This window comes from Streptomyces griseiscabiei (assembly GCF_020010925.1).
In the GTDB taxonomy this organism is placed as follows: domain Bacteria; phylum Actinomycetota; class Actinomycetes; order Streptomycetales; family Streptomycetaceae; genus Streptomyces; species Streptomyces griseiscabiei.
On record NZ_JAGJBZ010000001.1, the window covers coordinates 1,324,770 to 1,350,724 of the forward strand.

The window sequence follows — 25,955 nt, forward strand, 5'->3', positions numbered from 1 at the left end:
CCTCCACAAGAAATATCGGGCGAATTTTGCGTTACGCGGAGTCGATCTGGAGGTGAGAACCGGTGAGGTCATGGGCCTCCTGGGGCCGAACGGAGCCGGCAAGACCACTCTGGTGAAGATTCTTACGACCCTTCTCCGACCGGATCACGGACATGTGTTCGTGAATGGCTGGAACGCGTCGAAGGAGCCGGAGAAAGTCCGTTCGACCATCGGAATGGCCGGTCAGTATTCGACCGTCGACGGACTGCTGACCGGATTCGAGAATCTCTGTCTCCTGGCGAGACTGCGTGGTGCGGGCCGCCGTACGGCCCGCGCGGTCGCCGACGATCTGCTGTCCCGGTTCCGGCTCACCGACGTGGCGGGACGCCCGGCCGGCGGCTACTCCGGCGGGATGCGCCGGCGGCTCGATCTGGCCGCCGCCCTGGTCGGTTCCCCGCCCCTGGTCGTCCTGGACGAGCCCACCACCGGACTCGACCCCGAGAGCAGGCTGGACACCTGGGAGGCGGTCACCGAACTCGTCGCCGGCGGCACCACGATCCTGCTGACCACCCAGTACCTGGAGGAGGCGGACCGCCTCGCCGACCGGATCACCGTCATCGACCGGGGCCGGGTGGTGGCCGAGGGCACCAGCGACGAACTCAAGGCCGCCACCGGGAACCGGCTCGTCGTCTGCGTCGCCACGGACGGCCAGCTCGACGCCGCCGCCCGCGCCGCCGCCCGGGCGACCGGCGCGGTCCCCACGGTGGACCGCCGCGCCCGGCGCGTGGAGGCGGTGACGAGCGACGGCCGCACCGCGCTCGCCCGCGCCCTCGCCGCGCTGGAGGGCGAGGACGTCGACGTACTGGAGATCGGCCTCAGCCGCTCCACCCTCGACGACGTCTTCCTCGGCCTGACCGGCCACGCCCGCCACACCGATCGGGAGGTCACCCGATGAGCGCTCCCCCACGCGCCCCGGCCGCCGCCGCACGCCCGTACGACCTGGGCGGCCACGGCCCGCGACCGACCGGCACCGGCCCCGCGCTCCGCCCGACCGCCGCCCGCCGCAACCCGGTGCTCCGGGTGGTCGCGGAGAGCGCGGATCTCGCCCTGCGCAATCTGCTGCATCTGCGGCGCACCCCGGGCCTGCTGATCACCTGCCTCGTCGAGCCGGTCGTGTACGCCCTGCTCATCGGGTACGTGTTCGGCAACAGCCTGGGCGGCCACGCCTACCGGTCCTACATGATGGGCGGGCTGATCGCCCAGACGGTGGCCTTCACCACCACCTTCACCACGGTCGGGCTCTCCAGGGACCTGGAGCAGGGGATGGTCGACCGCTTCCGTACCCTGCCGATCTCCCGGGTGGCCCTGCTGCTGGGCCGCACCACCGCCGATCTCGTCACCTGCCTGGCGAGCGTCGCCGTCACCACCGTCTGCGGTCTGCTGATGGGCTGGCGGGCGCACACCGGGCCCGTCGGGATCGCGGCCGGGGCCCTGCTGGTGCTGCTGTTCTCCTTCGCGATGTCGTGGATCGGCGTGTTCGTCGCCCTCGTCGCGCCGAACGTCCAGGTGGCGGGCAGTCTCGGGCTGATCTGGCTGTTCCCGGCGACGTTCATCTCCTCCGGGTTCGTCTCCGGCTCGACGCTGCCGGGCCCGCTGCCCACGGTGGCCGCCTGGAACCCGATCACCTCGCTCGCCAACGCGCTGCGCCGGCTCTTCGGGAACACTCCCCCGCCGGGCTTCCGCGTCCCGCACGACTGGCCCGCCCAGCACCCGGTGCTCTACACCGCGGGCTGCTCGGTGCTGCTGGTCGCCGTCTTCATCACCCTGTCGACCTGGCGCTACCGCACCCGCACGAGCCGCTGACCGCGCCCGCCACCGTGACCGCCGTCCGCCGTCCGCCGTCGAGGCCGCCGCACCCGCCCACCGCGACCGCGCGGACCGTACGCCCCCACAGGAGCCCCCCCAATGCCCGTGCCCACCCTGCGTCTCGGCCTCAATCTCGGCTACTGGGTCGGCGGCAACGACGCGTCCAACCTCTCGCTCGCCTCCCTCGCCGAGGAGCTCGGCTACTCGGCCGTGTGGGTCTCGGAGGCCTACGGTTCCGACGCCGTCACCGTCCTGTCCTGGATCGCCGCCCGTACCTCCCGGATCGACGTCGGCAGCGCGGTCCTGCAGATCCCCGCCCGCTCGCCCGCGATGACGGCGATGACCGCCGCCACCCTCGACACCCTCTCCGGCGGACGGTTCAGGCTCGGCCTCGGGGTGTCCGGCCCGCAGGTCTCGGAGGGCTGGCACGGCGTCAGGTTCGCCGCACCGCTGGGCCGCACCCGCGAGTACGTCGACCTCGTGCGCCGCGGGCTGCGCCGGGAGCCGCTGGCGTACGAGGGCCGCCACTTCACGCTCCCGCTGCCGGACGGCCCCGGCAAGGCGCTCGCCCTGACCATCCGGCCGCCCCGCGAGCGGATACCGGTCTATCTGGCCGCCCTGGGCCCGAAGAACCTGGAGCTCACCGGGGAGATCGCAGACGGCTGGCTCCCGGTGTTCTTCTCCCCCGACCACGCCGACCGGCAGCTGCGCCCCCTCAGGGCCGGCCTCGCGAAGGCGGGGCGCACCCTCGACGGCTTCGACATCGCCCCCGGGGTGCCGCTGGTCACCGGCCCCGACTGGCGGACCTGTGCCCGCCGGGTGCGCGGGTACGCCGCGCTCTACCTCGGCGGCATGGGCGGCAGGGAGGACAACCACTACACGCTCCTCGCCGAGCGCATGGGCTTCGGTACCGAGGCCCGGGCCGTCCAGGAACGGTTCCTGGCCGGTGACTACCCCGGCGCCATGGCCGCCGTACCGCTCGCGTTCCTCGACGCCACCTCGCTGCTCGGGCCCCGGGAGCGGATCGCCGAACGGATGACGGCGTTCGCCGAGGCCGGCGCCACCACGCTCAACCTGATGCCGGTCGGCCCCGGTCTGCCCGGCCCGGACCGCGCGGCCGACGCGCTGCGCGTCGCCGTCGAGGCGGCGGAACTCGCCGGGCTCCTCGCGTCCGGCCCGCGCCCTGCGATCACCCGCCCACCCCTCCCACCGGGCGCACATGAAGCACCCCACTCACAAGGAGAGCCCCGCACCCATGACCACGCATGACACGACCAAGCTGATCTGCCTGCCGTACGCCGGGGCGGGCGCCTCGTTCTACCGGCCCTGGGCGGCCCTGGCCGGGGACGCGTTGGAGATCGTGCCGCTGCAACTGCCGGGCCGTGAGCGGCTGATCGACGAGGAGCCGTACCGGGAGGCACAGCAGGCCGTCGACGGTCTGCTGACCCAGCTGCGCGAGCGGCTCGGTGAAGAAGGCGGCAGGGTGGCCCTGTTCGGGCACAGCCTCGGCGCGGTGCTCGCCTACGAGCTGGCGCACCGTCTGGTCCCCGAGCCCGGCGTCGAGCTGGCCCATCTGTTCGTCAGCGGGTCGCCGGAACCGGCCCGGGGACGCGAGCGGCGGGCCACCGGTCTGTCCGACGAGGACTTCCTCGCGCGGGTCGGTGAGTTCGCCGGGTACCACCATCCCGCGCTGGACGACCCGGAGATGCGCGAGATGATCCTGCCCGCGCTGCGCGCGGACGTGGAGATGCACGAGCGGTACACGCCCTCCACCGGTCTCCCGCTGGACGCGCCGCTCACGGTCGTCCGGGGCGAGGACGACGACCTCGTCGGCTACGACGACGCCGAGTCCTGGAGCAAGGTCGCCGGCCGCGACTTCGAGTACGTCGAGATCCCCGGCGGCCACATGTATCTCACCGACGCCGCGCCCGCGCTGGTGCGGCTGATCGTCTCGACCGTGCTGTAGATCTCCCACTCGACCACCAAGGAGTTCCCGATGCGTCTGCACGGCAAGTCCGTCCTCGTCACCGGCGCCGCCCGCGGACTGGGCAGGGCCACCGCGCTCGCCTGTGCCGCCGAGGGCGCCGACCTCACTCTGCTGGACCTCTGCGCCGACCTGCCGGGGGTGCCCTATCCGCTGGGCACACCGGGGCAGTTGGAGCACACGGCCGCGCTGTGCCGGGAGGCGGGCGCGGCCGTCCTCACCACAGTGGCCGACATCCGTGACCTGCGGGCCGTACGGGAGGCGGTGAACCGGGCCGAGGACCGGTTCGGCCGGATCGACGTCGCCGTCAACAACGCGGGCATCGCCGCGCCCTCGGGCAAACCGGTGCACGAGATCGGCGAGGAGGAATGGTCGCTGATGATCGACGTGGACCTCTCCGGGGCGTGGCGGGTGATCCGCGAGGTCGGCAAGGCGATGAGCGCCCGGCGGTCCGGCAGCATCGTCAACGTCGCCTCCACCGCCGGGCTCGTCGGCTACCGGCACTTCGCCGGGTACGTGGCCGCCAAGCACGCCGTCGTCGGCCTGACCAAGGCCGCCGCCCTCGACTACGCGCCGACGAAGGTACGGGTGAACGCGGTCTGCCCCGGCTCGGTACGCGACGACGCGCGGGCCGAGGGCCGGATGCTCACCGAGATCGCCCGGGCGCTCGACGTCCCGGTGGACGAGCACGAGAAGACCTTCGTCGAGGCGCAGCCGATGAACGCGCTGATCGAGCCCGAGGACGTCGCGAACGCGGTGGTCTTCCTCGCCTCGGACGAGTCCCGGCAGATCACCGGCTCGGTCCTGACCGTGGACGGCGGGTTCAGCGCCCGCTGAGCCCGAGCACGCCGCCCACCCACCCCGAACGACAAGGAGTACCCCCCGTGTCAGGCTCCCTCCACCCCGCCGCCCGTTGCCACGCGGTGCGCGTCCGCTCGGACCGTGCCCCGGCCGCCGCGGACCTTCCGGGGCTGTGGATCGAGGACGTGCCCGTACCGGCGGCCCACCCGCTCGCCGAGCGCCGCCGCCGCGCCGAACTCGGCCGCCCGGCCGAGACACCGCGCTCGGTCCTGCTGCGCTACGCCGACGGCCCCCACGACCTGATCGTCGTGGCCCCGCGCGACCGGTGGGACCGTACGGCCCTGGGACGGCTGGCGGCCGGCGAACCCGTCGCCCCGGCGACCGCCCCGGCGGGCTCCGGCGCACCCGCGACCGTACCCGTGCCCATGACCATGACCGCGCCAGGGCCCGGGCCGGTGCCGGCATGGGGGCTGGCCGACGACGGCCCCACCGTGCCCCACCTGTTCTCCCTCGCCGAGGGCGGCGACGAGGCGTCCTGGCTCGCCGCCCTCGCCGTCACCCTGCGGCACTACGACCCCGAGAGCGCCCCGGTCATCGGAACGGACCACGGTTTCCTCACCGTCGAGGAGGCGCCGACCCTAGGTGAGCTGAAGCCCTCCCCCACGGACGGCCCCGCGTTCGCCGGTCTGCTCTTCGACGGGACGGAGGTGCCCGGCGCGTATGTGCCCTGTCTGGCGCCGCCGTTCCCGCTCACCCTGTCGGTCTTCAGGGACGCCGACGGCTGGCGGCTGCGCTGCGACCATGCCTCCACGCACGTCTCGTCCGAGATGGCCGTGCAGTTCGCCCGGCATCTCGTACGCGTGCACCAGCTCGTCCTGAGCGGGCCCACGACCCCGGTCGACGACGTCGATCCGCTGGACGACGCCGAACGCGCCCGGGTCGCGGCGCTCGGCCGGCCGCTCCACCCCCTGGTCAGCACCCCGACCGGCGTACCCGAGGCGTTCGCGCGGATCGCGGACGCGACACCGGACCGGGTCGCCGTGACGGACGGCGCCGCCGGTCTGACCTATCGCGAACTGGACGACCGCGCCACCCTCCTGGCCCACGGTCTGCGCGCCCGCGGCGTCGCCGCCGGGGACCGGGTGGGCGTGTGCCTGGAACGCACCGCCGAACTCGTCGTCGCGCTGCTGGCCGTGCTGAAAGCCGGCGCGGCGTATGTACCCGTCGATCCCGCGTACCCGGCGGACCGTATCGCCCACACCGTGCGGGACGCGGGCGCGGGCGCGGTGCTCACCCGGCTGTCGGGGTTCCCGGACGTGCCGGGCTGTGCGCCGGTCACACCGGACGAACTCCTCGACGCGGCGCCGGAGTCGGGGGCCGCGACAGCGCTGCCCCCGGTCGGCCCCGACGCCGCCGCGTACGTCATCTACACCTCCGGCTCCACCGGCCGCCCCAAGGGCGTCGAGGTGCCGCACCGCAATGTCGTCGCCCTGATCGACGCGACCCGCGACGAGTACGGGTTGGGGGCCGAGGACGTGTGGACCTGGTTCCACTCCGGCGCCTTCGACTTCTCCGTGTGGGAGATCTGGGGCTGTCTGCTGACCGGCGGACGGCTGGTCGTCGTCCCGTACTTCGTCTCCCGCGAGCCCGACCGCTTCCGGGACCTGCTGGTGTCCGAGCGGGTCACCGTGCTCAGCCAGACCCCGTCGGCGTTCGCCCAGTTGCTGGACGTGGACCACACCCGGGTCGGGGTCCGGCTGGTCGTGTTCGGCGGTGAACCGCTCGACACGCGCATGCTGCTGCCCTGGTTCGACCGGCACCCCGAGCCCGTCTGCCGGGTGGTGAACATGTTCGGCATCACCGAGACCACGGTCCATGTCACCCACCAGACGCTGACCCGGCACCTGGCGCTCACCGCCAGCCGCTCCGTCGGGCCGGCGCTGCCCGGCTGGCACCTGTACGTGACCGACGAGGCGGGACGGCTGCGGCCGCCGGGCGTGGCCGGGGAGATCTGCGTCGGCGGCGCCGGGGTCGCCCTCGGCTATCTCGGCCAGGAGGAACTGACGGCCCGCCGCTTCGTCCCGGACCCGTTCACCGGCGGCACCATGTACCGCAGCGGTGACCTGGGCCGGCTGCGCCCCGACGGGTGCCTCGAACATCTGGGGCGGATCGACAGCCAGGTCAAGATCCGTGGCTTCCGCATCGAACTGGACGAGATCCGCGCGGTCCTGCTGGAGGACCCCGATGTCCGGTCGGCGGCCGTCGCCGTCCACCACGACGACCCGGCCGACGCCGCAACCGCCCGTATCGACGCGTACGTGGTCCTCACCGGCGGCACCCCGTCCACGGTCCGCACCCGGGCGGCGGGCATCCTGCCCGCGCACATGCTCCCCGCCACGGTGACCCCGCTGGAGTCGCTGCCCCTGACGCACAACGGAAAGCTCGACACGGCACGGCTCCCGGCACCGGTGTCCGTCGGAAGCCGGACGCACACCGGCGAAGCCGCCGCACCCGCCGCGGACGGCGATCTCGCCGAACGCCTCACGGAGATCTGGAGCGAGGTGCTGGGCCTGCCCGTCGGCCCGGACGACGACTTCTTCGAGCTCGGCGGCAACTCCCTCCTCGCCGTCCGTATCGGCGCTGCGCTGCGCGCCCAGGGCCTGCCGACGCTGCGTCTGCGGGAGTTGTACCGCCACCCGACCGTCCGGGAGACCGCCGAGAACCTCGCCGCCTCGAACACCTGAGCACACCCGAGGTTGAAATCTTCGCCAACTCGGCACATTACCCACCAGTCAACCTTGAACCCTCAAACAACGTGGATATCATCACTCGCACACACGGTGTGATCATTCGGTCGCCGATCGCCGGTACCCGACGCACTCCGTGTCCCCCACCCCAGGCCCGCCCTCCCCCCTCCGGGCCCGGAGCGCGTCATCTCCGACCTCTCCACGCCGGCGACCCGTGGCGTCCGTCCGTCGTGCCCTCATGAAGGCAGCGCATCGATGAGCAACAACAGGGGCAGAGGGCTGCAGGCCAATGTCCTCGGCACGTTCGACACGGTGGTCATGGCGGTGGCCGGCAGCGCGCCCGCCTACTCGATCGCGGCGACCACCGCCGTCCTCGTAGGTGCGGTGGGCCTCGCCAGCCCCGCGGCGCTGCTGTACTGCGCGATACCGATGCTGGGCATCGCCCTGGCCTTCAGCTATCTCAGCCGGATCGACGTCAACGCGGGCGCCACCTACTCCTGGGTGGGCCGCACCCTCCACCCCTTCCTAGGCTTCATCAGCGGCTGGGCCCTGGTGATCTCCGCGACCATCTTCATGGTGGCCGGTTCGCTGCCGGCCGGTGCGATGACGCTGTCCCTGTTCGACGCCGACCTCGCCGACAACACCGCGCTGGCGACGGCGGTCGGCGCCTTCTGGTTCGTGGTCATGCTGCTCGTCGTCCTCGGCGGCGCCCGACTCACGGTCCGGGCCCAGCTGATCATGTCGGGCGCGGAACTGCTCATCCTGGGCCTGTTCGCGTTCCTCGCGCTCACGCACAGCGGCAACGCCCGGTCCTTCGAGTGGTCCTGGCTGGGCTTCAGCCACTTCGACGGGATGAGCGGCTTCGCGTCGGGCGCGCTGATCGCCGCGTTCTACTACTGGGGCTGGGACGTCACGAGCAACCTCAGCGAGGAGACCCGTGACAGCCGCCGCACCACCGGCCTGGCCGGTCTGATCGGGGTCGGCATCGTCTTCCTGCTGTTCGAGGTCTTCACCATCGCGGTCAACGTCATCCTGACCGACACCCAGATCGAGCAGAACGACGCGAACGTGCTGGCCGTACTGGGCGAGGTGATCTGGCCCGGCCTGGGCGGCAAGCTGCTGATCGTCGCCGTGATGCTGTCCACCATCGCCACCCTGGAGACCACCCTGATCCAGGTCACCCGCTCGCTGTTCGCGATGGGCCGCGACCGCACGATGCCCGAGGCGCTCGGCCGCGTCCACCGCACCTGGAACACCCCCTACGTCGCCATCGCCGTGGTGGGCGGTGTGGCACTGGTGATGTTCGTGGCCTCCAACGCCCTCGGCTCGGTCGGTGAGATCCTCGCGGACGCCATCTCCGCGATCGGCCTGCAGATCGCCGTCTACTACGGTCTGGCCGGGCTCGCGGTGGTCGTCGCCTACCGCAGGATGCTGCTGAAGTCCGTGTCGAACTTCGTCTTCGGCGGACTGTGGCCGCTGCTGGGCTCGCTGTTCATGTTCTGGGTGCTCGTCGAGTCCCTGGGCGAGCTGAGCAGCGCGTCCGTCGCGATCGGGCTCGGCGGCCTCGGGGTCGGTGTGATCCCGATGCTCTGGTACTGGCGCAAGGGCAGCGAGTACTACCGGCCCGCCCGGCTCGACGCCGCCGAGGCCGTGGAGACGGACGCCGCGGCAGGCGACGCCGCGGCCGCCGCGGCGGCGGCCGAACGGTCCCACGCCCATGAGGGTCTCCCGACCGACTTCTGAGAGGGACCCCGATGGCGCGCGAACGCTTCACACCCGATTTCGACCCCGACTGCGGCGACGGACCCCTGACCTCGGCCCGCCAGGACATCGTGATCGGCCGCTGGCAGGGCCCCCGCGCCCTGCTGCGCGCGACCGGCCCGGAGTGGGTCGCCCGCGGCCACCGGGTGCGGATGCTCGCGCAGGCGTGCGCGGGCGGTTCGACCATGGAGTCCTGGCTCGCCGCCGAGCCCCGCAGCGCCGACGCCCTGCTGCTGCGGGCCGCCACCGAGACCGCGCGGGCCTTCAACCTCGCCATCGCCGCCGGCCGGGGCGTGCCCATCGACCCGCGCCGCGTCGACAGCGCCGCGGTGGCCTGCTTCGAGGCCGCCGAGGCGTACCCCGACGATCCGACGCCCTGGATCTCCCTGATCTCCGTGGCCCGGCTGTACAGCGGCGGCGTGCGCCGCCAGGAACTGGCCCGCTGGTGGGACGAGTTGTACGACCGCGACCCGTTCAGTGTGGAGGGCCACCTACAGGTGCTCCACTACTACTCGTCGCGCTGGCACGGCTCGCACGGCCTCATGTACGACTTCGCCCGGGACGCGGCCGGTGTCGCCCCCGCCGGGTCCCCGCTGCCCGTGCTGGTGCAGTACGCCCGGGTCGAGGAGTACCGCACCCTCCAGGAGGAGGGCGGGTCGCGGCCGGCCGGGGTCGGCGTCGGCCAGCACTGGAGCCACGACGGCGCCGCCAGCGACGTACGGCGCACCTGGCAGCGCTGGATCACCGGACGTCCGGACGGCGCGCCCCCGCCCGGGGAGGTCCGCGACCTCAACTACCTGGCGCACGCGGCCTGTTCGGCAGGTCTCAGGGACATCGCCGGATCGTTGTTCAGCATCATCGGACAGCGGGCGACCCGCGCGCCCTGGTCGTACACCGGCGACCCGGCACGCCAGTTCACGAAGTGGCGCAAGGAGTACCTGCTCCGGGCCTGAGGCACCGGCGGGCGCGCGGCGTGCGGCACCGGGCCTCGATCTCGGCCGTCAGCCATCAGTCGTCAGCCGTCAGCCGTTTGTCGTCAGCCGTCAGTCGAGGCGGCGGCCTCGCGGACGGCTCCCGACGGTAAGGGGGTACCGGCCGCTCCCTCGTCGGCGCGCCAGCGCTGGGACCTGCGGACCCTGTCCTCCGGTACGGGCTCCAGGAGGATGACCGCCCCCTCGGCGAGGCGGATGGGCGTCATGGCCACTCCGGGCAGGGCGGCGAGGGTGAGGAGGCCGTCGTCCGCCAGGTCGTACCGCGTGTCGCCGTCATCCGACGCCTCCCCGTCCGCGCCCCGCTGATCGGCGCACGGGCGCAGGGCGACGGTGCCCTGCGGCTCGGCGTTCAGGCACAGATCGGGGGCGGCGCGGTTGCGCAGCCGTCCCCCGTCCTCCAGCCACCACAACTGCGTCGCGGACTCCCCGCACTCCGCCGTCACCGCGGGCACGCCCTCCACGTCCGTCGCATCCGTCGCGGCGCGCAGGTCGAGGCAGAGCCCGGTCCGCGCATTGCGCAAACGGGTGGCCGCGGCCTCGCCCGTGCCGGGGGCCGGGGCCTCCCGCGCCGGGGGTACGGCGGACCGCCCGGGAGCGGTGCCCGACGAGGGCGCGGCCGGTCCGGGTACCGAGGCACCGGCCGCCTCGCGGTCGCCGTCGGTGCCGCCGAGGACCATGGGCGTGGCCGCGACCACCCCGCACAGCACCACACCCGAGACGACCAGCAGTGGCCACCGGCGCCGCCGTGGCGCGGGAGCGACCGGGGCCGCCGGCGGGGTCCCCTCGTCCTCGGTCACCGGGGCGGACGCCGAGCGCACGCGGGCCGACGCGGTCGCCCGGCGGGCGGGCCGGGTCGCGAGGTAGTCCGCGGCGCGGAAGCCCAGCACGGCCTCGGCGAGCAACGTGGGGAGCCGGTCCGGCGACTGGTCCAGCCGGTCCACCGCCGCCCGGCAGTAGGCGCAGACGTCGAGGTGGTCGCGTACCTCCGCCATCATCTCGGTGGTTCCCGGGCGGGCGTGGACGTCGATGAGCCGGTTGAGGCGGCGGCAGCGCTCGTCGGGCGCGCGATCGAGGTGGACCCGTACGCATTCGTCGCGCAGCAGGGCGCGGGCGCGCCCGGGGTTCAGGAGGAAGGGTTCGGCGCCGAGCAGGGGCGCCACCGTTTCCAGGTCCTCGGCCTCGACCACGGTGTGCCACAGGAGCGACTGCACACGGTCCGGCAGGTTGCGCAGGGCGCGCAGGACCAGGCCTCCGGTGCCGCTCCCGGGGCCCGTGGCCGGTGCCGCCGGGCGCGCGTCGCCGGGCACACCGTCCCGCAGGTCCGGGTGGAGGGACGATCGTCTGTCGTCCGTACGCCATTCCAGGGCGGCGTCGTGGACGGCCGTGAGCAGTCTCGGCCGCCACGGGAAACCGGCGCCGACATGGGGGGCCAGGTCGGCGTGGGCGTTCCGGAACGCCTGCCCGGCCAGCCGCTCCGCGGCGCCCCGGCGCGGCACCGTGCACAACGACGCGTAGTCCAGGACGGATCTGCCGTGCGCCGCCAGCAGTTCCTCGGCCGAAGGCACCGCGTCCGCGCGTTCCTCGTCCCTGTCCCTCGGCTCGGTGTCCGCGAAGGCGAAATCCGCTCCGGTCGTCATACGTTCTCCTTCGCGAACGGAGCCCGCACCGTGGGCACACCCTTCATGCCTTCGGTCCCCTCCCTGTGCCGAACCGTCGATCGACCAGGAGTACGGCCCGGGCGGTTACACGGTTCACGCCAGGGCAGTGTCTTCGGCCGCCGGCCGTCCCGCGCGTACCGCTCTCACCCCCGTGGTCATGACGGCCGTCCGGGCCACGGGGGTGAGAGCGGTACGGGTCAGGTCACCATCGGTACCAGCGGCCGCGACCGCCTCCCGTGGTGGTGGAACGCATCACGAAGCCCAGCAGCCAGACCACCAGCACGGCGATCGCCAGCCACCAGAGAACCTTGACGGCGAAACCCGCACCGAAAAGAACGACCGCGAGCAGCAGAACCAAAAGCAGGGGAACCATAGTCATCGACCTCCTGCGGCTCCGTGTGCCCTGCCGATGCCTCCTCATTCCCACGATGTGCCTTGTTTGTGAAGGCGCGGTCGGGGAACTGAGGATCCGGCTCGCGTGCGGCGGCGGCTGTGGCGGTGGCCTCAGGAGGCGGCGGTCCTGGGGTCGATCCACAACGACCGGGACACGGCGCACAGTTCGCCCTCGGCCGTGGTCAGGGCGACGCCCATCGTGTGTTTGCGGCCGGACTCCGACAGCAGCCACGCGTACACGAGGTACCGCTCGCCGGTGACGACCGGCCGCAGGACCGTGCCCGTGAGGGCCGCGGTGACGGCGCCCGGGCGCTGGGTGCCGAGGTAGCGGCCCGCCCAGTTTCCGGGGCAGTCCAGGGCGCCCCAGACCAGTCGGGGCGGGAGGAGGCCGTCCGGATCGGCGAAGGCGTGGGACGGGGTCCAGGCGGAGGCCACCAGATCGCGGCCCGGCACCGGTGCGCAGTGCACCCGCAGCCCGCGATCGGCGGCGCGCAGACCGCAGCCGAAGCAGTCGACCACCCCCGTCGGCGGCTCCGCACGGTACCGCTCCGCCGCGGCGGCCGCCTCGTCCCACGAGGGCGCGGCCGGCACGTCGAGCGGCAGTTCCGCGGGGCGGGCGGCGGCGAGGGGCCGTCCGGGTTCGCCCGCTTCCACGCTTCCCGCCGCCGTCCCGGTGACCCGCACGGGCACGCCGACGGGCACCGGCCCGCGGAAGTCCACCCGCACCGTCTTCGCCCCGGACCTCTCCGCCAGCACGCCCGCGACGTACCCCCCGAAGGCCACTCCCGGGTAGCCGACGTACAGCTCCGGCACCACGATCGCGTCACTCGTCGTCATGATCCCCACTCCACCACATCCCGACGACCGCACCCCGACGACCGCACCCCGACGCCCACGCTCCGTCGACCGGCTGCACCGGCTGCGCCGACCGGGGGGCCGACCCCCTACCGGCCACTGGCAATCCGCCCTCCGACCGGCGACAGCTACCGTGTTCGCATGTCGACGCGAGGCACAGCGGGGTGCAGGGGATGGGTGAGGGACGAATGAGCGATCACGAGGTACTGCCGGCGTCGGTGGACACGGACGCCCTGCTCGCCCTGGCCCAGGGGCACCACGAGCGCGTCGCACGGGCCGCGGGCACCCGCGAGGCCGGCGGCCATCTGGTGAAGGCCTACGCTCTGGAGGCGCCGGGCCGCACCGTCACGGAGCAGGACATCGCCGCCGCCCTGCGGATCGTCGCGGCGCATCTGGAACTCGGCCGTGTCCGGGGGTCGCTGGGGCTCGCCGTCCTGATCGTGCACGCCGGCGGCGACGGCGACTACGTCCTGGTGCACACCTGGATCGAGGGGCACATGTCCGACCTGGCGGTCCTCACCGGTCCGGCCGGCCGCCCGGACGAGCTGCGTCCGGGCCGCACCGGCCTCGCCCCCTGCGTCTGGGAGGCCGCGATCCTGGCCCATGAACGCGAGGCGTACTCCCGCCATCTCCTCGACGGCGACGGTCCGATCGCCGACCGCCTCGCCCTCTGGTCCTCGGACACCCTTACGGGAAGCGTCCGTTGAACACGGCCCTCGCCCGGGGACGGCCCGTCAGGGCTTCTTCTCCACGTCCTTGACCGAGGTCGGCCCCATCTGCTTGGCGCTGGCGTACTCCGGCATGGTCATGGGCTTGTCGAACAGGAAGAACGACTGGTTCGTGCCGACCGTGAACTCCATGTAGGCGTCCGTCGTGGCGTCGAAGCCGTAGTAGGCGTTGCAGGTGGACCCCGTCGTGTACGTGCCGTCCATGCCGGGCTGCGCGAGGACCGCGACGCCGTTGTTGGTGGACTCCACCTTCTCCGTCGGAGTGAGCATCTTGCAGCGCGGCACCGGCAGGCCCTTCATGATGAAGTACCCGTACTCGCCGTTGGCGTTCTGGATGTAGACGTACGACAGCTTGCCGCGCTTCCCCCATGTCTTGACCCACTGGTTGATCGCCTCGCGGGTCGGCGAGTACTCCATGCGGCCCGCCGGCTGCTGGGCCACGAGGTGGTCGTAGTTCTGCTGCTTGGCCGCGTTCTCCTTGTCCTGGCTGGAGTCGGTGCAGGACGTCAGGGCGAGGCCCACGACGAGCGCGACGACGGTGGCCAGGGCGATGCGTACGAAGTTCTTCATGGGGTGCTGCCCTCTTTCCGGGATGCGCCGGTGGTCAGTTGGTGCACGTCGTACGCTCGGCGTCGGCGTCCAGCGCGTACGGCAGGTCCTTGTCCCGGAAGGGCGCGCGGTGCTCCTGCGCGGCCTTCGAGTTGTAGTCGTTGACCGACTCGATCCGTGTGGCCCTGAGCGCGGTGATCGACTGGTCGATCTGTGTCGTGCGCGTCTCCGAAGCGGTCTTCCGCTCCTCCTGAAGCGCCTCGATCGTCCCTTCGGCGTTCTGCACGGCCTCGCACAGCTCGAAGAAGTCCTCGTACGTGGACTGCCGGAACACGCCCGAGCCGACGGTGTTGTCGCGTTCCGCCGTCTCACCGCGGAAGGGTGCGGTGATCCACGCCGCGCCGCCGAAGGCGAACGCCCCGATCACATACAGCACCGCCAGGCCGACGACCCCTGCGACGGCCCAGGCCCCTATCCGTGCCCCCTCGCGTATCTGCCCCATGGTGTCCCCCTGTCACCCGATGGATCCTCGGCGTGGAACCGCCTTCCGCGATGGAGGACACAGCCCCCGCTGAAACGGTTCCGCTGACACAAGTGTCAGGACGGTCCGCCGACAGGGTCAAACGCCTTTTACGGGGCCCCAGTTGAGCCGCCCGGCGCGGACCGCGCGCGGACGCGCACCAGCAGGAGGGCGACATCGTCGTCGGGGCGGGGGCGCAGGGCGTTGAGGAGGGCGTCGCCGGTGTGTTCCAGGTCGGTGCCGGCCGGGGACCGCAGGAGGCGGGTGAAGGCGGCGAGACCGGTGTCGATCGGTTCCGCGCGCTTCTCGACCAGTCCGTCCGTGTAGAGGGCGAGCAACGAGCCGGGGGCGAGGTCCACTTCGACGGTGCCGAAGTCCACACCGCCCACGCCGAGCGGCACACCGCCGGGGATCTCGACGAGGCGCGCGTCGCCCTCGGCGGTGGCCAGGACGGGCGGCAGGTGTCCGGCACTGGACAGGGCGCAGGTGCCGCGGTTCAGGTCGCAGACGCCGTACACACAGGTGGCGATGGCGTCGCCGAGCGGGCCGGCGATGTCGTCGAGGTGCCGCAGCAGCTCCGCGGGCTCCAGGTCGAGGCGGGCGAGCGCACGGGTGGCGCTGCTCAACTGCCCCATGATCGCGGCGGCTTGGACGCCCTTGCCCATCACGTCCCCGACGACGAGCCCGGTGCGCCCCGGCCCGAGCGGCAGGACGTCGTACCAGTCGCCGCCGACGTCGCTGAGGGCCGGGCGGTACCGGGCGGCGATGTCGAGTCCCTCGCGCCGGGCGGGGGTGGCGGGGAGCAGGCTGCGCTGGAGGGTGAGGGCGGTGGCGCGTTCCCGGCCGTACAGGCGGGCGTTGTCGATGCTGATGGCGGCGCGGGCGGCCAGCTCCGAGGCGAGGAGGCGGTCCTGGTCGTCGAAGGGGCGCTCGTTGGCCGTGCGGTAGAGGCTGAGGGTGCCGAGCACACTGCCCCGGGCCACCAGGGGCAGCGCCATGTAGGAGTGGACGCCCGCCGCGAGGAGGGCGTGGGCGGCGGGGGCGTCCCGGGCGATCCGCCGCATGCTCCGTTCGTCCACCCGCTCGATCAGGACCGGCCGGGCGCTGCGGACGCACTGGGTGATGACCCTCGACAACCGGTGGGCGGCCAGTTCGCCGATGGGGTCGGCGGCGTGCATCGCGTCGGAGGGGTGGGCGACCGCCACGGCCAGGGCCCGGAACTCGGCGGGCAGGTCACCGGTCACGGCGGGCACGCTGCCGAGTGTCACGACGGATTCCAGGACGTCCACGGCGGCCAGGTCCGCCACCTGCGGTACGGCCACGTCGGCCAGTTCCCGCGCGGTCTGCTCCAGGTCCAGCGTGGTGCCGATCCGTACCCCGGCGTCCGCGATCACGGCCAGGCGCCGGCGGGCCTCGGCGACCTCGGCGGCGGCCCGCTGGCGTTCGGTGATGTCCAGGACGGCCATGGCGAGGCCGAGCACCCGTCCGTTGGTGTCCTCGATGCGGTGGTACGACTCGGAGTAGGTGCGGCTCTGGCTGTCCGCGGCCGTGTGGCCGACGGTGTGCTGGTCGAGCAGGGATCTGCCGGTCTCCAGGACGTGCCGCATCCGGGCCTCGATGGCCTCCACGTCCAGGTCCGGGAGCACCTCGGCGATCCGGCGGCCCACCAGGGCCGATTCGGGGACGCCGTTGATGCGTTCCAGCGCGGGGTTCACCCCGATCCACCGCAGGGCGGTGTCGAAGACGGCGATGCCCACGGGGGTCTGGTTGACGAGGCTGTGGGAGAGGGCGAGGTCCCGCTCGACGCCGCGTACGGTCATCGCGTCCGCGGCCAGTCCGAGCAGATGGGGCTCGCCCTCCCGGTCCAGCAGCCGCATCGTGCGGAACTCCACGGCGCGCTCTCCGCCGTCCCGGTGCCGCAGCGGAAAGACCCCCACCCATCGGGCGCCCGCGCTGACCTGGTCGAAGAGTTCCCGGGCGCGGGGCCGGTTCTCGGGGGTGACCAGCAGATGGTCGGCGCGCTGTCCGAGCGCCTCCCGCGCGGGATGGCCGAGCAGCTGTTCCATCGCGGGGCTCCACAGCGCGATCCGGCCCTCCGCGTCCAGGACCACCGACGCGACGTGCAACAGGTCCAGCAGCCCGCCGGGCGTCGCCAGGGTCTCGTCGCGATCTGGGGTCGCATACCCGTGCATGCGGGCCGCTCCTTCCGGCGCGGCAAGAGCACCACCGTTGTCCGGCATGTCGTCCGATGAGGTCAGGGTACGACCGGAGCCTCCGGAACGCCTCGCGGCGTCGGGGGACCCGGCTGGGCCCGACGCGCTCGCCGCCGCCGTCGCCACGCGGGCCCCACCGGTACGTCAGGCCGTCTCGGGCATCGTCGCCCAGCGCCACTGGGTGAACTGCTCCAGGTTGGCGGTGCCGCCGATACGGGCGCCGTTGCCCGAGGCCCCCATACCGCCGAAGGGCGCGTTCGCGGCGTCGGCGGCGGTGACGCCGTTGATGTGCACCATGCCCGTACGGAGCTGTCCGGCGAGGGCGGTGGCGCGCGGCACCGAACGGGAGTGGACGGCCGCCGCCAGGCCGTATTCCGTGTCGTTGGCGATCTCGACGGCCTCGGCGTCGGTGCGGAAGGCCAGAACGGGCGCGACCGGCCCGAAGATCTCCTCGCGGAAGGCGGGCATGGTGCGCCCGACGCGGTCCAGGACCGTCGGCGGACAGAACAGTCCGTCACGGTCTCCGCCGGCCAGCACCCGGGCTCCGGCGGCCACGCTCTCCCGCACGATGCGCTCGATCCTGGCGGCCTGCCGTTCGCTGATCACGGGGCCGAGGGCCACACCGTCCTCGCGCGGGTCGCCGACCCGCAGCGCCCGGGCGTGCGCGATCAGTGCCTCGGTGTACGGCTCCACGAGGTCGTCGTGCACCAGATGGCGTCCGGCGGCGACACAGGCCTGGCCCTGATAGCCGAAGGCGCTCAGGGCACCGGCCGCCGCGGCGGCGTCGACGTCCGCGTCGTCGAGGACGACGATCGAGTTCTTGCCGCCCAGCTCCAGCGACACCCGTTTCAGCCCGTCCCCGGCGGCGCGGGCGACCGCCCGCCCGGCCTCGACGGAGCCGGTGAACGAGACCATGGCGACCCGTGGGTCGGCGACGACGGCCTCCCCGGTGCCGACGCCTCCGGGCAGGACATGGAGCAGGCCCTCGGGCAGTCCCGCTTCCTCGAACAGCCGCGCGACGATCACACCACCGGAGACGGGTGTGAGCGGATCGGGCTTGAGGAGCACGGCGTTGCCCAGCGCGAGCGCGGGCGCGAGGGCGCGCATGGCGAACAGCAGGGGCGCGTTCCAGGGGTTGATCACCCCGACCACCCCGAGCGGCACCCGCCAGGCGTGGCTGGCCCGGCCGGGCACCGAGGGGCTGAGGATCTCCCCGAGAGGCAGCGACGCGGTTCCGGCGGCCTGTGCCAGCTGGCTGAGGCCGGCCGCGATCTCGTAGTCGCCCTTCGCCGGGACGCCCCCGGACTCCCGGACGATCCACTCGCGGACCGCGTCGCCGTGGTCCCGCAGTGCCCGGGCGGCGCGGAGCAGCACCTCGGCGCGCTCGGCGGGTGCCGTCCGGGCCCAGTCCCGCTGCGCCCGGGCGGCCAGAGCGGCGGCCCGGGCGACGTCCGCGGGGCCGGCCACGCCCACCTCCGCCAGCCGTTCGCCGGTGGCGGGTTCGTCCACCGTCAGGGTTCCGCCCTCGGACGGCCGCCAGCCGCCGCTGAAGATCTTCCCGGTCCAGTCGGCCGCTTCCGGCCATGTCATCCCGCTGCCGGTGGTCATGTCACGCCCTCCCTCATCGACGCACGACACATTTCGGTAGGTACATCATGATTGATTCTGAATATCAGGCTGTTCCGTCCCACGGTTGCTCCCGGCCGGGCCCGGGCGCACCGTGGAGAGACCGAGGCGAGGGCGGATGAGCGCGATGACGGGTTCGGATGCCGTCGGCGACGACCGGGCGGCACGACGTCCGTACGACCCCGTCGACGAGGCGGCCACCGCCCGTGCCACGGTGGACGCGCACGGCGTCGTGACCGGGTGGAGCGAGGGCGCGCGACGGCTGCTCGGCCACCGGTCCGCGGAGGTCGTCGGCCGGCCCGCGTCGCGCCTGCTCGCCGGGGAGCCGCCCGAGTGGGACCTGCGCGCCCTGCGGTCCGGGCCGAGGTGGAACGGGGTGGTCGGGCTGCTGCACCGCGACGGCCACCGCGTCACGGTGGATCTGCTGGCACACCGCCGGGCGCCGGACGGCGAGGACCGGGGCACCGGCGGGTGGTACCTGGTGGTCCCCCTGGACCGCGTGGCACCGCCGGCCCAGGACGACGCGCTGGTGCGGTGGGCGTTCGCCCGTTCCCCGTCCGCGACGGCCCTCTACGACACGGGCCTGCGGCTGCGGCGCGCGAACACGGACATGGAACGGGTGATCGGTCTGCCCGAGGCGGCGATGGTGGGGCTGCGGGTGTCGGAGATCGTGGTGGACCCCGAGGGCGACCGGACGGAACAGTGCATGCGGCGGGCGCTGGAGACCGGCGAGGAGCAGTACCTGCGGCAGACCCTGCGCATGGTCGGGCACGCCCGCGAGAGCGTCTGGACCACGACCCTGACCCCCGTGCCGGACGCCGGGGGGACCGTACGCGGTGTGCTCCTGTCCGCCCACGACGTGACCGAGGAGCACCTGGCCCGGGGGCGTCTGGCCCTGCTCAACGACGCGAGCGTCCGGATCGGCAGCACCCTGGACCTCGCCCGTACCGCGCAGGAACTGGCGGACGTGGCCGTCCCCCGGTTCGCGGACTTCGTCACCGTCGACCTGCTGCCCGCCATCGAGGGCGGTGACGATCCGCCCACCGGACCGCCGCCGGGCCAGGTCATGCTGCGCCGCGTCGCCAACCAGTCCGTCCTGGAGGGCTGCCCCGAGGCCGTGGTCGGGTACGGGGAGCTGGCCGCCTACCCGGACGCGTCGCCCGCCGCCGAGTGCCTGGCGGCCGGCCGGCCGCTGATCCGCGCGGTGACCGAACCCGCGATCGACAGATGGGCGCGCCAGGTCCCGGACCGGGCGGAGCGGGTGCGCCGGTTCGGCTTCCACTCGGTGCTCGCCGTCCCGATGCGGGCCCGTGGCATCACCCTCGGTGTGGCCACCTTCTCGCGGCACCGGCGCCCGGAGCCCTTCGAGCGGGACGATCTGCTGCTGGGCGAGGAGATCACGGCCAGGGCCGCCGTCTGCATCGACAACGCCCGCCGCTACTCCCGTGAGCGCCGTACCTCCCTCACCCTGCAGCGCAGTCTGCTGCCGCAGCGGCTGCCGCCGCAGGCCGCCGTCGAGGTCGCCTCCCGCTACCGCCCGGCCAGCGCGCAGGCCGGTGTCGGCGGTGACTGGTTCGACGTCATCCCGTTGTCCGGTGCCCGGGTGGCGCTCGTCGTCGGCGATGTCGTCGGCCACGGCATCCAGGCGTCGGCCGCCATGGGGCGGCTGCGCACCGCCGTCCGTACCCTGGCCGACGTCGACCTGCCGCCCGACGAACTGCTGACCCACCTGGACGATCTGGTCATCCATCTGTCCGCCGAGGCCGAACGCGCCGCCGATCCCGCCGGCGGTATCGGCGCCACCTGTCTGTACGCGGTCTACGACCCGGTCTCCCGGCGCTGCGCGCTCGCCCGGGCCGGTCATCCCGTGCCCGCGCTGACGACCCCCGACGGGGCCGTGGAGTTCCTCGACGTGCCCGCCGGGCCGCCGCTGGGGCTGGGCGGTCTGCCGTTCGAGACCGCCGAGGTCGAACTGCCCGAGGGCAGTGTCCTCACCCTGTACACGGACGGTCTCGTCGAGTCCCGGGGCCGCGACATCGACGAGGGCCTCGACACCCTGCGTGACGCGCTGGCCCGCAGCACCCCGTCGCTGGAGGACATCTGCGACGGGGTGCTGCGGGCACTCCTCCCGGAGCGTCCGGCCGACGACGTGGCGCTGCTCATGGCCCGGACCCGGGCGCTGGACGCCGCGCACGTCGCCACCTGGGAGGTGCCGTCCGATCCCGCCGCGGTCGCCGAGGCCCGCAAGAAAGCCTGCCGTCAACTGGAGGTCTGGGGCCTGGAAGAGGCCGCGTTCGTCACCGAACTGATCGTCAGCGAGCTGGTCACCAACGCGATCCGGTACGGCGGGGCGCCCATCCGGCTCCGGCTGATCCGCGACCGCAACCTGATCTGCGAGGTCTCCGACGCCAGCAGCACGGCCCCGCATCTGCGCCGGGCCCGCACCTTCGACGAGGGCGGCCGCGGCCTCCTCCTGGTCGCCCAGCTCACCCAGAGCTGGGGCACCCGCAACACCTACACCGGCAAGACGATCTGGGCCGAACAGGAACTCCCGGACGGACATCTCATGACATAGTCGTTGATCGGTGGGACCGGCCCCGTGACGCAGACGAGAGGAACCCGGTGAGCGAGAGGGACCCGGTGAGCGGCGAGGACTCCGTACCGCAGTGGCTCTTCCCGGACGGGGTGGGACTCCCGGGTCATCAGCTGGTGGCGGAGACCCTCGCCCCCATCGCCGTACTCGACGGCCGGTTGCGTCATCTGTACGTGAACCCGGCATGGGTCGAGGTGGGCGGCGTACCCGCGGCGGCCTTCCTGGGGCGGACGCTCGGTGAGGCGCTGCCGGGGCTCCGCAGTCCGGACGACGTCCTGTTGGAGGTGCTTGCCGACGGACGGCCGCGCGAGGCGACCATCACGGGGACGACCGAGATCGCCTCGCCTCTCGGGCAGCGGCTCTGGCGAGCGGTGTACCACCGGGTGGAGCTGCCGGGACAGGGTGCCGGCCTGTGCGGGATCGGCGTGGAGATCAGCAATCTGCGCCGCTATCTGGACGACCTGGAGACGGCGCACCAGCGGCTCGCCATGCTGGACGCCTCGACCACCCGTATCGGCACCACGCTGGACATCGGCACCACCTGCCAGGAACTGGCGGACTTCCTCACGCCGTCGCTGGCCGACACCGCCGCGGTCGGCCTCGTCGAGGAGCAGTTCACCGGCGCTCCCCCGCCGCTTCCCGGCTTCCTGCGGCTGCGCAAGATGAAGGGCGCGGCACTTCCCGGACTGGAATGGCTGCTGCGTCAGCTGGGCGGGCCGGGACCGTACGTCGACCTTCCGCGCGGGTCGGCGCCGCGGCGCTGTATGGACAGTGGCCGACCGTGGCTGGGCAACCAGGCCTCGGACGAACTGTTCCAGAAGGTGACCGTGGACCCCGAGCGCGCCAAGATCTTCCGCACGGCCGGCATCCACTCCCTGCTCATCGCGCCGCTGATCACGGCGGGCCGCGCGGTCGGCGTCGTCCTGCTGGGCCGGGCCGGCGCCTCGCCGCCGTTCGACGGCGACGACGTCGAGACGGTCCAGGCACTGGCGGCCCGGGCCGCCGTCTCCGTCGACAGCGCCCGCCGCTACAGCTACGAACACACGATGGCGCTGGAACTCCAGCGCGCCCTGCTGTCCGAGCCCAGCACCCCGCACCCGACCGTGGAAGTGGCCGCCCGCTACCTGCCCTCCGGGCGCAGCGTCCTCGTCGGCGGCGACTGGTACGACGCGATCCCGCTGCCCGACTCGCGCACCCTGCTGGTCATGGGCGATGTGATGGGCCACGGCTTCCAGGCCGCTGTCGCCATGAGCCAGTACCGCTCCCTGCTGCGCACCATCGCCGTCTCCGGTGTGAGCGTCGACAAGATCCTCGGCGAGTTCGACCGGAGGGTGGCGCACATCGGTCTCGACCGCCTCGCCACCTGTCTGCTGGCGGTCATGGATTCCCGGGAGGGCACCTGCACGGTGGCGAGCGCCGGGCATCTGCCGCCCGCCGTCGTACGGCCGGACGGCAGCACGGAGGTTCTCTGGCTCCCGGCGGGCCCGCCCATCGGCACCGGGCTCGGCGGCTACGAATCGAGCACCGTGCGCGTGGAACACGGCACCGCCCTGCTGCTCTACACCGACGGGCTGGTGGAACGGCGCGACACGGACATCGACGTCTCGGTGCAGGGGCTCGCGGCACTGAGCCTGCCGGCGGGCGGCACCCTGGACGACATGCTCGACACGCTCCTGGCCCACCTCGCCGACGGCGCCTACGAGGACGACGTCGCGATCCTGGCCGCCCGGCCACGCTGAACGCCCGCCGCGCGTCCACCGCCCGTCCGCCGCGACGGCGTCGGGTGCGGTGCTCGCGGGAGGGGGGTGCCGTTTGCCGGATCGGCAACAGGAGTGGGCGGGCCGGGGCCCGCTGGATCACGGTGGGCGCATGACTGACGACATCACGGCGGTATCGCCCGCCTCCGCACCGCTCCCGTCCTCGTCCTCGCTCTCCCCGTCCTCGCCCGCCGACGGGTACGCCGGGGATCCGGCGGTGCGGGCGGAGTGGGACGGCCGGTACGCCGACCGGCACCGGTTGTGGAGCGGGCAGCCCAACGGGGCGCTCGTGGACGAGGTCGCCGGGCTCACACCCGGGCGGGTGCTCGACGTCGGCTGCGGCGAGGGCGCGGACGCCGTCTGGCTCGCGCGCGGCGGCTGGGACGTGACCGCGCTCGACGTGTCGGGCGTGGCCCTGGAGCGCGCTGCCGGGCACGCGCGGGACGCCGGGCTCACCGTGCGCTGGGTGCACGCCACGCTCACCGGGGCGGCGCTCCCGCCGGCCTCCTTCGACCTGGTCTCCGCGCAGTATCCGGCGCTGCTGCGCACCCCCGACGCCGCCGCTGAGCGCGCGCTGCTCGCGGCCGTCGCCCCCGGCGGCGTGCTGCTGCTCGTCCACCACGCGGGGATGGACACCCAGCAGACGCAGGACGGCGGCTTCGACCCGGCCGACTACGTCTGGCCCTCGATGGTCACCGCTCTGCTCGACGGCGACTGGGAGGTGGAGGTGGACGAGCAACGGCCCCGCGCGGTCCCCGACGGCGGCGCCGGCGCGCACCACCGGGACGACCTGGTGCTGCGCGTACGCCGGCTGCGCTGACCGCGGTCCGGCCCGCTCGATCCCCGGGACCGCTCCCCCGCCCCGGTGAGCGTCCGTGTCCGCGAGACTGGAGGCGCCCTCGATCGCACCCTACGGAGACGGCGGCGATGACAGCGACAGAGCACCAGCCGTACCGTCCCCGCCATCCCGACTTCGGGCGGCTGATCCGCGACGAGGACACGGACACCGTGCTGTGCCATCTGTGCGGGCGGGCCTTCCGTTCGCTCGGCGCCCATGTGCGCGCACATGGGCTGACCGCGGCCGAGTACCGGCGGGAGTTCGGGCTGATGCGCGGGCGCGCGCTCAGCGCGCGGTCGCTGGCGAGGGAGCAGTCCCGTACCCGGCGTGCGGAGTACCGGGCGTCGGAGGCGGCGCGGGAGCGGTTCGCGTCGGGGCGGGCGATGGCGCGCTCGGGCGAGCTGGCCCGCAGGCGCCGGGCCAGTGATCGGGTGCAGGGGGATTCGGCGGAGGCGCGGCGCAGACGTACGGAGAGCCTTGCCGCGGGTCGCCGTACGCAGAGCCGTGCTTCCGACGCGCGGATGGCGGCCGCGCTGGGCGCCGGGGGCTTCACCGATGTCGGGCAGGCCCTGCGGGCGGTGTACGTGGAGCGGCAGGCGAGCATCGAGGACACGGCGCGGGTGCTCGGCGTGGGCAAGCGCCGGGTACGGGAGTTGCTCGTCGAGCACGGTGTCGAGATCCGGCCCGTCGGCGTGAACTCCGCCGCCGGGCGGCGCTCCCGTGTGCGGCTCAACGACCGGGTCGCGGCCGAGCGTGTCGGCGCCGGGGACATCGGGGCGTGGCTGCGGTCCCGGACCGCCGAGGGCGCGACCCTGCGGGAGCTGGCCGCCGCGACCGGCCGCAGCATCCCGTGGGTGGCCGCCCGTCTCGGCCCCCGCGGCTGATCCGGCGCGGCGGCGGAAGGGGCCGACCGCCCTCGCCCCGCTCATCGACCCGATCACAAGTGGCATGGTCTCCGGCAATTCCGGGCTCCCTCATTCAGTACCGAAACAACGGAGGTGACGGCCACCGGCGCTTCGTAGAGTCCTCGCACCGGCGGAAAGGTCGAGGCCGGAATCGCACGGCGCCCAGAAGGAGACATCGGGATGAGCAATGTGGAGATTTCCCTGAAGGAGATCATGACATCGATCGAAGGCGCGTTAGGAACCGCGCTGGTCGACTACACCAGCGGAATGGCGCTCGGTACCCTGGGCGGCGGCAAGGACCTCGACCTGACCGTCGCGGCGGCGGGCAACACGGATGTGATCCGCGCCAAGAACCGCACCATGGAACACCTCGGCCTCAAGGGCGAGATCGAGGACGTGCTGATCACACTCGGCAGCCAGTACCACATCATCCAGCCGCTCAAGGGGCGCGGCGGCAACGGGCTGTTCCTCTACCTGGTGCTCGACAGGGGCAAATCGAACCTCGCCATGGCCCGGCACCAGCTCAAGCGCATCGAAGTGGAACTCACCGTGTAGCAAACGCCTCGTCGCACGGCCTCGCACGCCCATGAATTGAAGATTTCTTCAACTGGGAAAGTCCAGATCAGGTCAATCCCATGAGCGTGCGAGGCCGGATGCACGACCATTGGTCTGCGACACCGCCCGCGGTGACACCTCCAGGTCGCCGTGCCCACAGAAGGCCCGTTGAACGCGGCAGGGAGCGAGCGATTCTCATGCAGGTCCCCCTCTACCAGGCAAAGGCCGAGTTCTTCCGCATGCTCGGACACCCCGTACGCATCCGGGTCCTGGAACTGCTGCAGGACGGACCCCTCCCCGTGCGCGACCTGCTCGGCGAGATCGACATCGAACCGTCCAGCCTCTCCCAACAGCTGGGAGTGCTGCGCCGGTCGGGAATCGTCGTCTCCATCCGGGAGGGCTCCACCGTCAGCTACGCGCTCGCCGGCGGCGACGTGGCCGAACTCCTCCGCGCGGCCCGCCGCATCCTCACCGAACTGCTCGCCGGACAGAGCGAGTTGCTCGCCGAACTGCAGCAGGCGGAACTCCAGCCGGCGGCCCGCCGGTAGCTTGGCCGGGATGCGCCGCTCGTCGTCGGAAAGTACGGTGACGTCCTGGTGTTCGACCTTGGTCATGAGTGACCCGGAACTCATCGG

Annotated in this window: 22 protein-coding genes; 15 read left to right on the plus strand and 7 right to left on the minus strand. The window is 73.0% G+C overall.

All coding sequences use genetic code 11. From position 1 onward, the window contains the following. Nucleotides 1-70 precede the first annotated feature (70 nt). The 8 genes from J8M51_RS05720 (at nt 71) to J8M51_RS05755 (ending at nt 10,091) form a co-directional block, all read left to right on the plus strand. Entirely contained in the window at nt 71-934 is an 864-nt protein-coding gene (locus J8M51_RS05720) for an ABC transporter ATP-binding protein (RefSeq protein ID WP_236067229.1), read from the plus strand. Then, entirely contained in the window at nt 931-1,842 is a 912-nt protein-coding gene (locus tag J8M51_RS05725; RefSeq protein WP_086754770.1) for an ABC transporter permease, read from the plus strand. The genes J8M51_RS05720 and J8M51_RS05725 overlap by 4 nt, the downstream gene beginning before the upstream one ends. A gap of 102 nt (nt 1,843-1,944) precedes the next feature. Continuing rightward, nucleotides 1,945-3,114, plus strand: a complete 1,170-nt coding sequence (locus tag J8M51_RS05730; protein ID WP_086754769.1) for an LLM class F420-dependent oxidoreductase — start codon at nt 1,945-1,947, stop codon at nt 3,112-3,114. Further along, a complete protein-coding gene (locus J8M51_RS05735) occupies nt 3,101-3,811 on the plus strand; it encodes a thioesterase II family protein (protein WP_086754768.1) in 711 nt (236 codons plus the stop codon). Before J8M51_RS05730 ends, J8M51_RS05735 begins: the two co-directional genes overlap by 14 nt. Nucleotides 3,812-3,841: 30 nt before the next feature. Beyond that, on the plus strand, nt 3,842-4,666 hold the full coding sequence (locus J8M51_RS05740; RefSeq protein ID WP_086754767.1) for an SDR family oxidoreductase: 825 nt from the start codon (nt 3,842-3,844) through the stop codon (nt 4,664-4,666). Nucleotides 4,667-4,713: 47 nt separating this feature from the next. Continuing rightward, complete coding sequence (locus tag J8M51_RS05745; protein ID WP_267299017.1) at nt 4,714-7,374, plus strand: non-ribosomal peptide synthetase; 2,661 nt, start codon at nt 4,714-4,716, stop codon at nt 7,372-7,374. A gap of 258 nt (nt 7,375-7,632) precedes the next feature. Next, the gene (locus J8M51_RS05750; protein WP_086762267.1) at nt 7,633-9,120 is read left to right on the plus strand and encodes an APC family permease; all 1,488 of its coding nucleotides are present in this window, start codon (nt 7,633-7,635) and stop codon (nt 9,118-9,120) included. A gap of 11 nt (nt 9,121-9,131) precedes the next feature. Further along, on the plus strand, nt 9,132-10,091 hold the full coding sequence (locus tag J8M51_RS05755; protein WP_086762269.1) for a hypothetical protein: 960 nt from the start codon (nt 9,132-9,134) through the stop codon (nt 10,089-10,091). 83 nt (nt 10,092-10,174) lie between these two features. On the opposite strand, the gene J8M51_RS05760 is transcribed toward J8M51_RS05755, so the two are convergent. From J8M51_RS05760 to J8M51_RS05770, 3 genes are all read right to left on the minus strand, one after another. After that, nucleotides 10,175-11,767, minus strand: coding sequence for a ricin-type beta-trefoil lectin domain protein (locus tag J8M51_RS05760; RefSeq protein WP_086762272.1), 1,593 nt, complete (start codon nt 11,765-11,767; stop codon nt 10,175-10,177). 223 nt (nt 11,768-11,990) lie between these two features. Beyond that, entirely contained in the window at nt 11,991-12,161 is a 171-nt protein-coding gene (locus J8M51_RS05765; RefSeq protein ID WP_086762274.1) for a hydrophobic protein, read from the minus strand. A gap of 131 nt (nt 12,162-12,292) precedes the next feature. Beyond that, the gene (locus tag J8M51_RS05770; RefSeq protein ID WP_086762276.1) at nt 12,293-13,018 is read right to left on the minus strand and encodes a PaaI family thioesterase; all 726 of its coding nucleotides are present in this window, start codon (nt 13,016-13,018) and stop codon (nt 12,293-12,295) included. Between the two features lie 206 nt (nt 13,019-13,224). Between J8M51_RS05770 and J8M51_RS05775 the strand changes: the two genes are divergently transcribed. After that, nucleotides 13,225-13,743, plus strand: coding sequence for a hypothetical protein (locus tag J8M51_RS05775; protein ID WP_086762278.1), 519 nt, complete (start codon nt 13,225-13,227; stop codon nt 13,741-13,743). A gap of 27 nt (nt 13,744-13,770) precedes the next feature. Here the strand turns inward: J8M51_RS05775 and J8M51_RS05780 are convergent, their stop codons facing one another. The 4 genes from J8M51_RS05780 to J8M51_RS05795 form a co-directional block, all read right to left on the minus strand. Beyond that, nucleotides 13,771-14,334: a hypothetical protein gene (locus J8M51_RS05780; RefSeq protein ID WP_086762280.1), complete on the minus strand. Its 564-nt coding sequence runs from the start codon at nt 14,332-14,334 to the stop codon at nt 13,771-13,773. A gap of 34 nt (nt 14,335-14,368) precedes the next feature. Continuing rightward, nucleotides 14,369-14,815: a hypothetical protein gene (locus tag J8M51_RS05785; protein ID WP_086762282.1), complete on the minus strand. Its 447-nt coding sequence runs from the start codon at nt 14,813-14,815 to the stop codon at nt 14,369-14,371. 128 nt (nt 14,816-14,943) lie between these two features. Further along, the gene (locus J8M51_RS05790; RefSeq protein ID WP_086762284.1) at nt 14,944-17,025 is read right to left on the minus strand and encodes a SpoIIE family protein phosphatase; all 2,082 of its coding nucleotides are present in this window, start codon (nt 17,023-17,025) and stop codon (nt 14,944-14,946) included. A 165-nt stretch (nt 17,026-17,190) separates the two neighbouring features. Beyond that, a complete protein-coding gene (locus J8M51_RS05795; RefSeq protein ID WP_086762286.1) occupies nt 17,191-18,654 on the minus strand; it encodes an aldehyde dehydrogenase family protein in 1,464 nt (487 codons plus the stop codon). Between the two features lie 136 nt (nt 18,655-18,790). On the opposite strand from J8M51_RS05795, the gene J8M51_RS05800 reads away from it, so the two are divergent. The 6 genes from J8M51_RS05800 to J8M51_RS05825 all read left to right on the plus strand — a co-directional run bounded on the left by J8M51_RS05800 (nt 18,791) and on the right by J8M51_RS05825 (nt 25,868). Further along, nucleotides 18,791-21,247 (plus strand): SpoIIE family protein phosphatase, encoded by a 2,457-nt coding sequence (locus J8M51_RS05800; RefSeq protein WP_398855607.1) that lies wholly within the window; start codon nt 18,791-18,793, stop codon nt 21,245-21,247. Nucleotides 21,248-21,294: 47 nt separating this feature from the next. Further along, nucleotides 21,295-23,004 carry a SpoIIE family protein phosphatase gene (locus J8M51_RS05805; protein WP_086759136.1) on the plus strand — a complete coding sequence of 570 codons (1,710 nt, stop codon included), beginning with the start codon at nt 21,295-21,297 and terminating at the stop codon, nt 23,002-23,004. 130 nt (nt 23,005-23,134) lie between these two features. Continuing rightward, nucleotides 23,135-23,842, plus strand: coding sequence for a class I SAM-dependent methyltransferase (locus tag J8M51_RS05810; RefSeq protein ID WP_086759134.1), 708 nt, complete (start codon nt 23,135-23,137; stop codon nt 23,840-23,842). 107 nt (nt 23,843-23,949) lie between these two features. After that, nucleotides 23,950-24,744: a MucR family transcriptional regulator gene (locus J8M51_RS05815; protein ID WP_086759132.1), complete on the plus strand. Its 795-nt coding sequence runs from the start codon at nt 23,950-23,952 to the stop codon at nt 24,742-24,744. Nucleotides 24,745-24,945: 201 nt separating this feature from the next. Beyond that, the gene (locus tag J8M51_RS05820) at nt 24,946-25,320 is read left to right on the plus strand and encodes a hypothetical protein (RefSeq protein WP_086759130.1); all 375 of its coding nucleotides are present in this window, start codon (nt 24,946-24,948) and stop codon (nt 25,318-25,320) included. 197 nt (nt 25,321-25,517) lie between these two features. After that, a complete protein-coding gene (locus J8M51_RS05825) occupies nt 25,518-25,868 on the plus strand; it encodes an ArsR/SmtB family transcription factor (protein WP_086759129.1) in 351 nt (116 codons plus the stop codon). Nucleotides 25,869-25,955 lie beyond the last annotated feature (87 nt).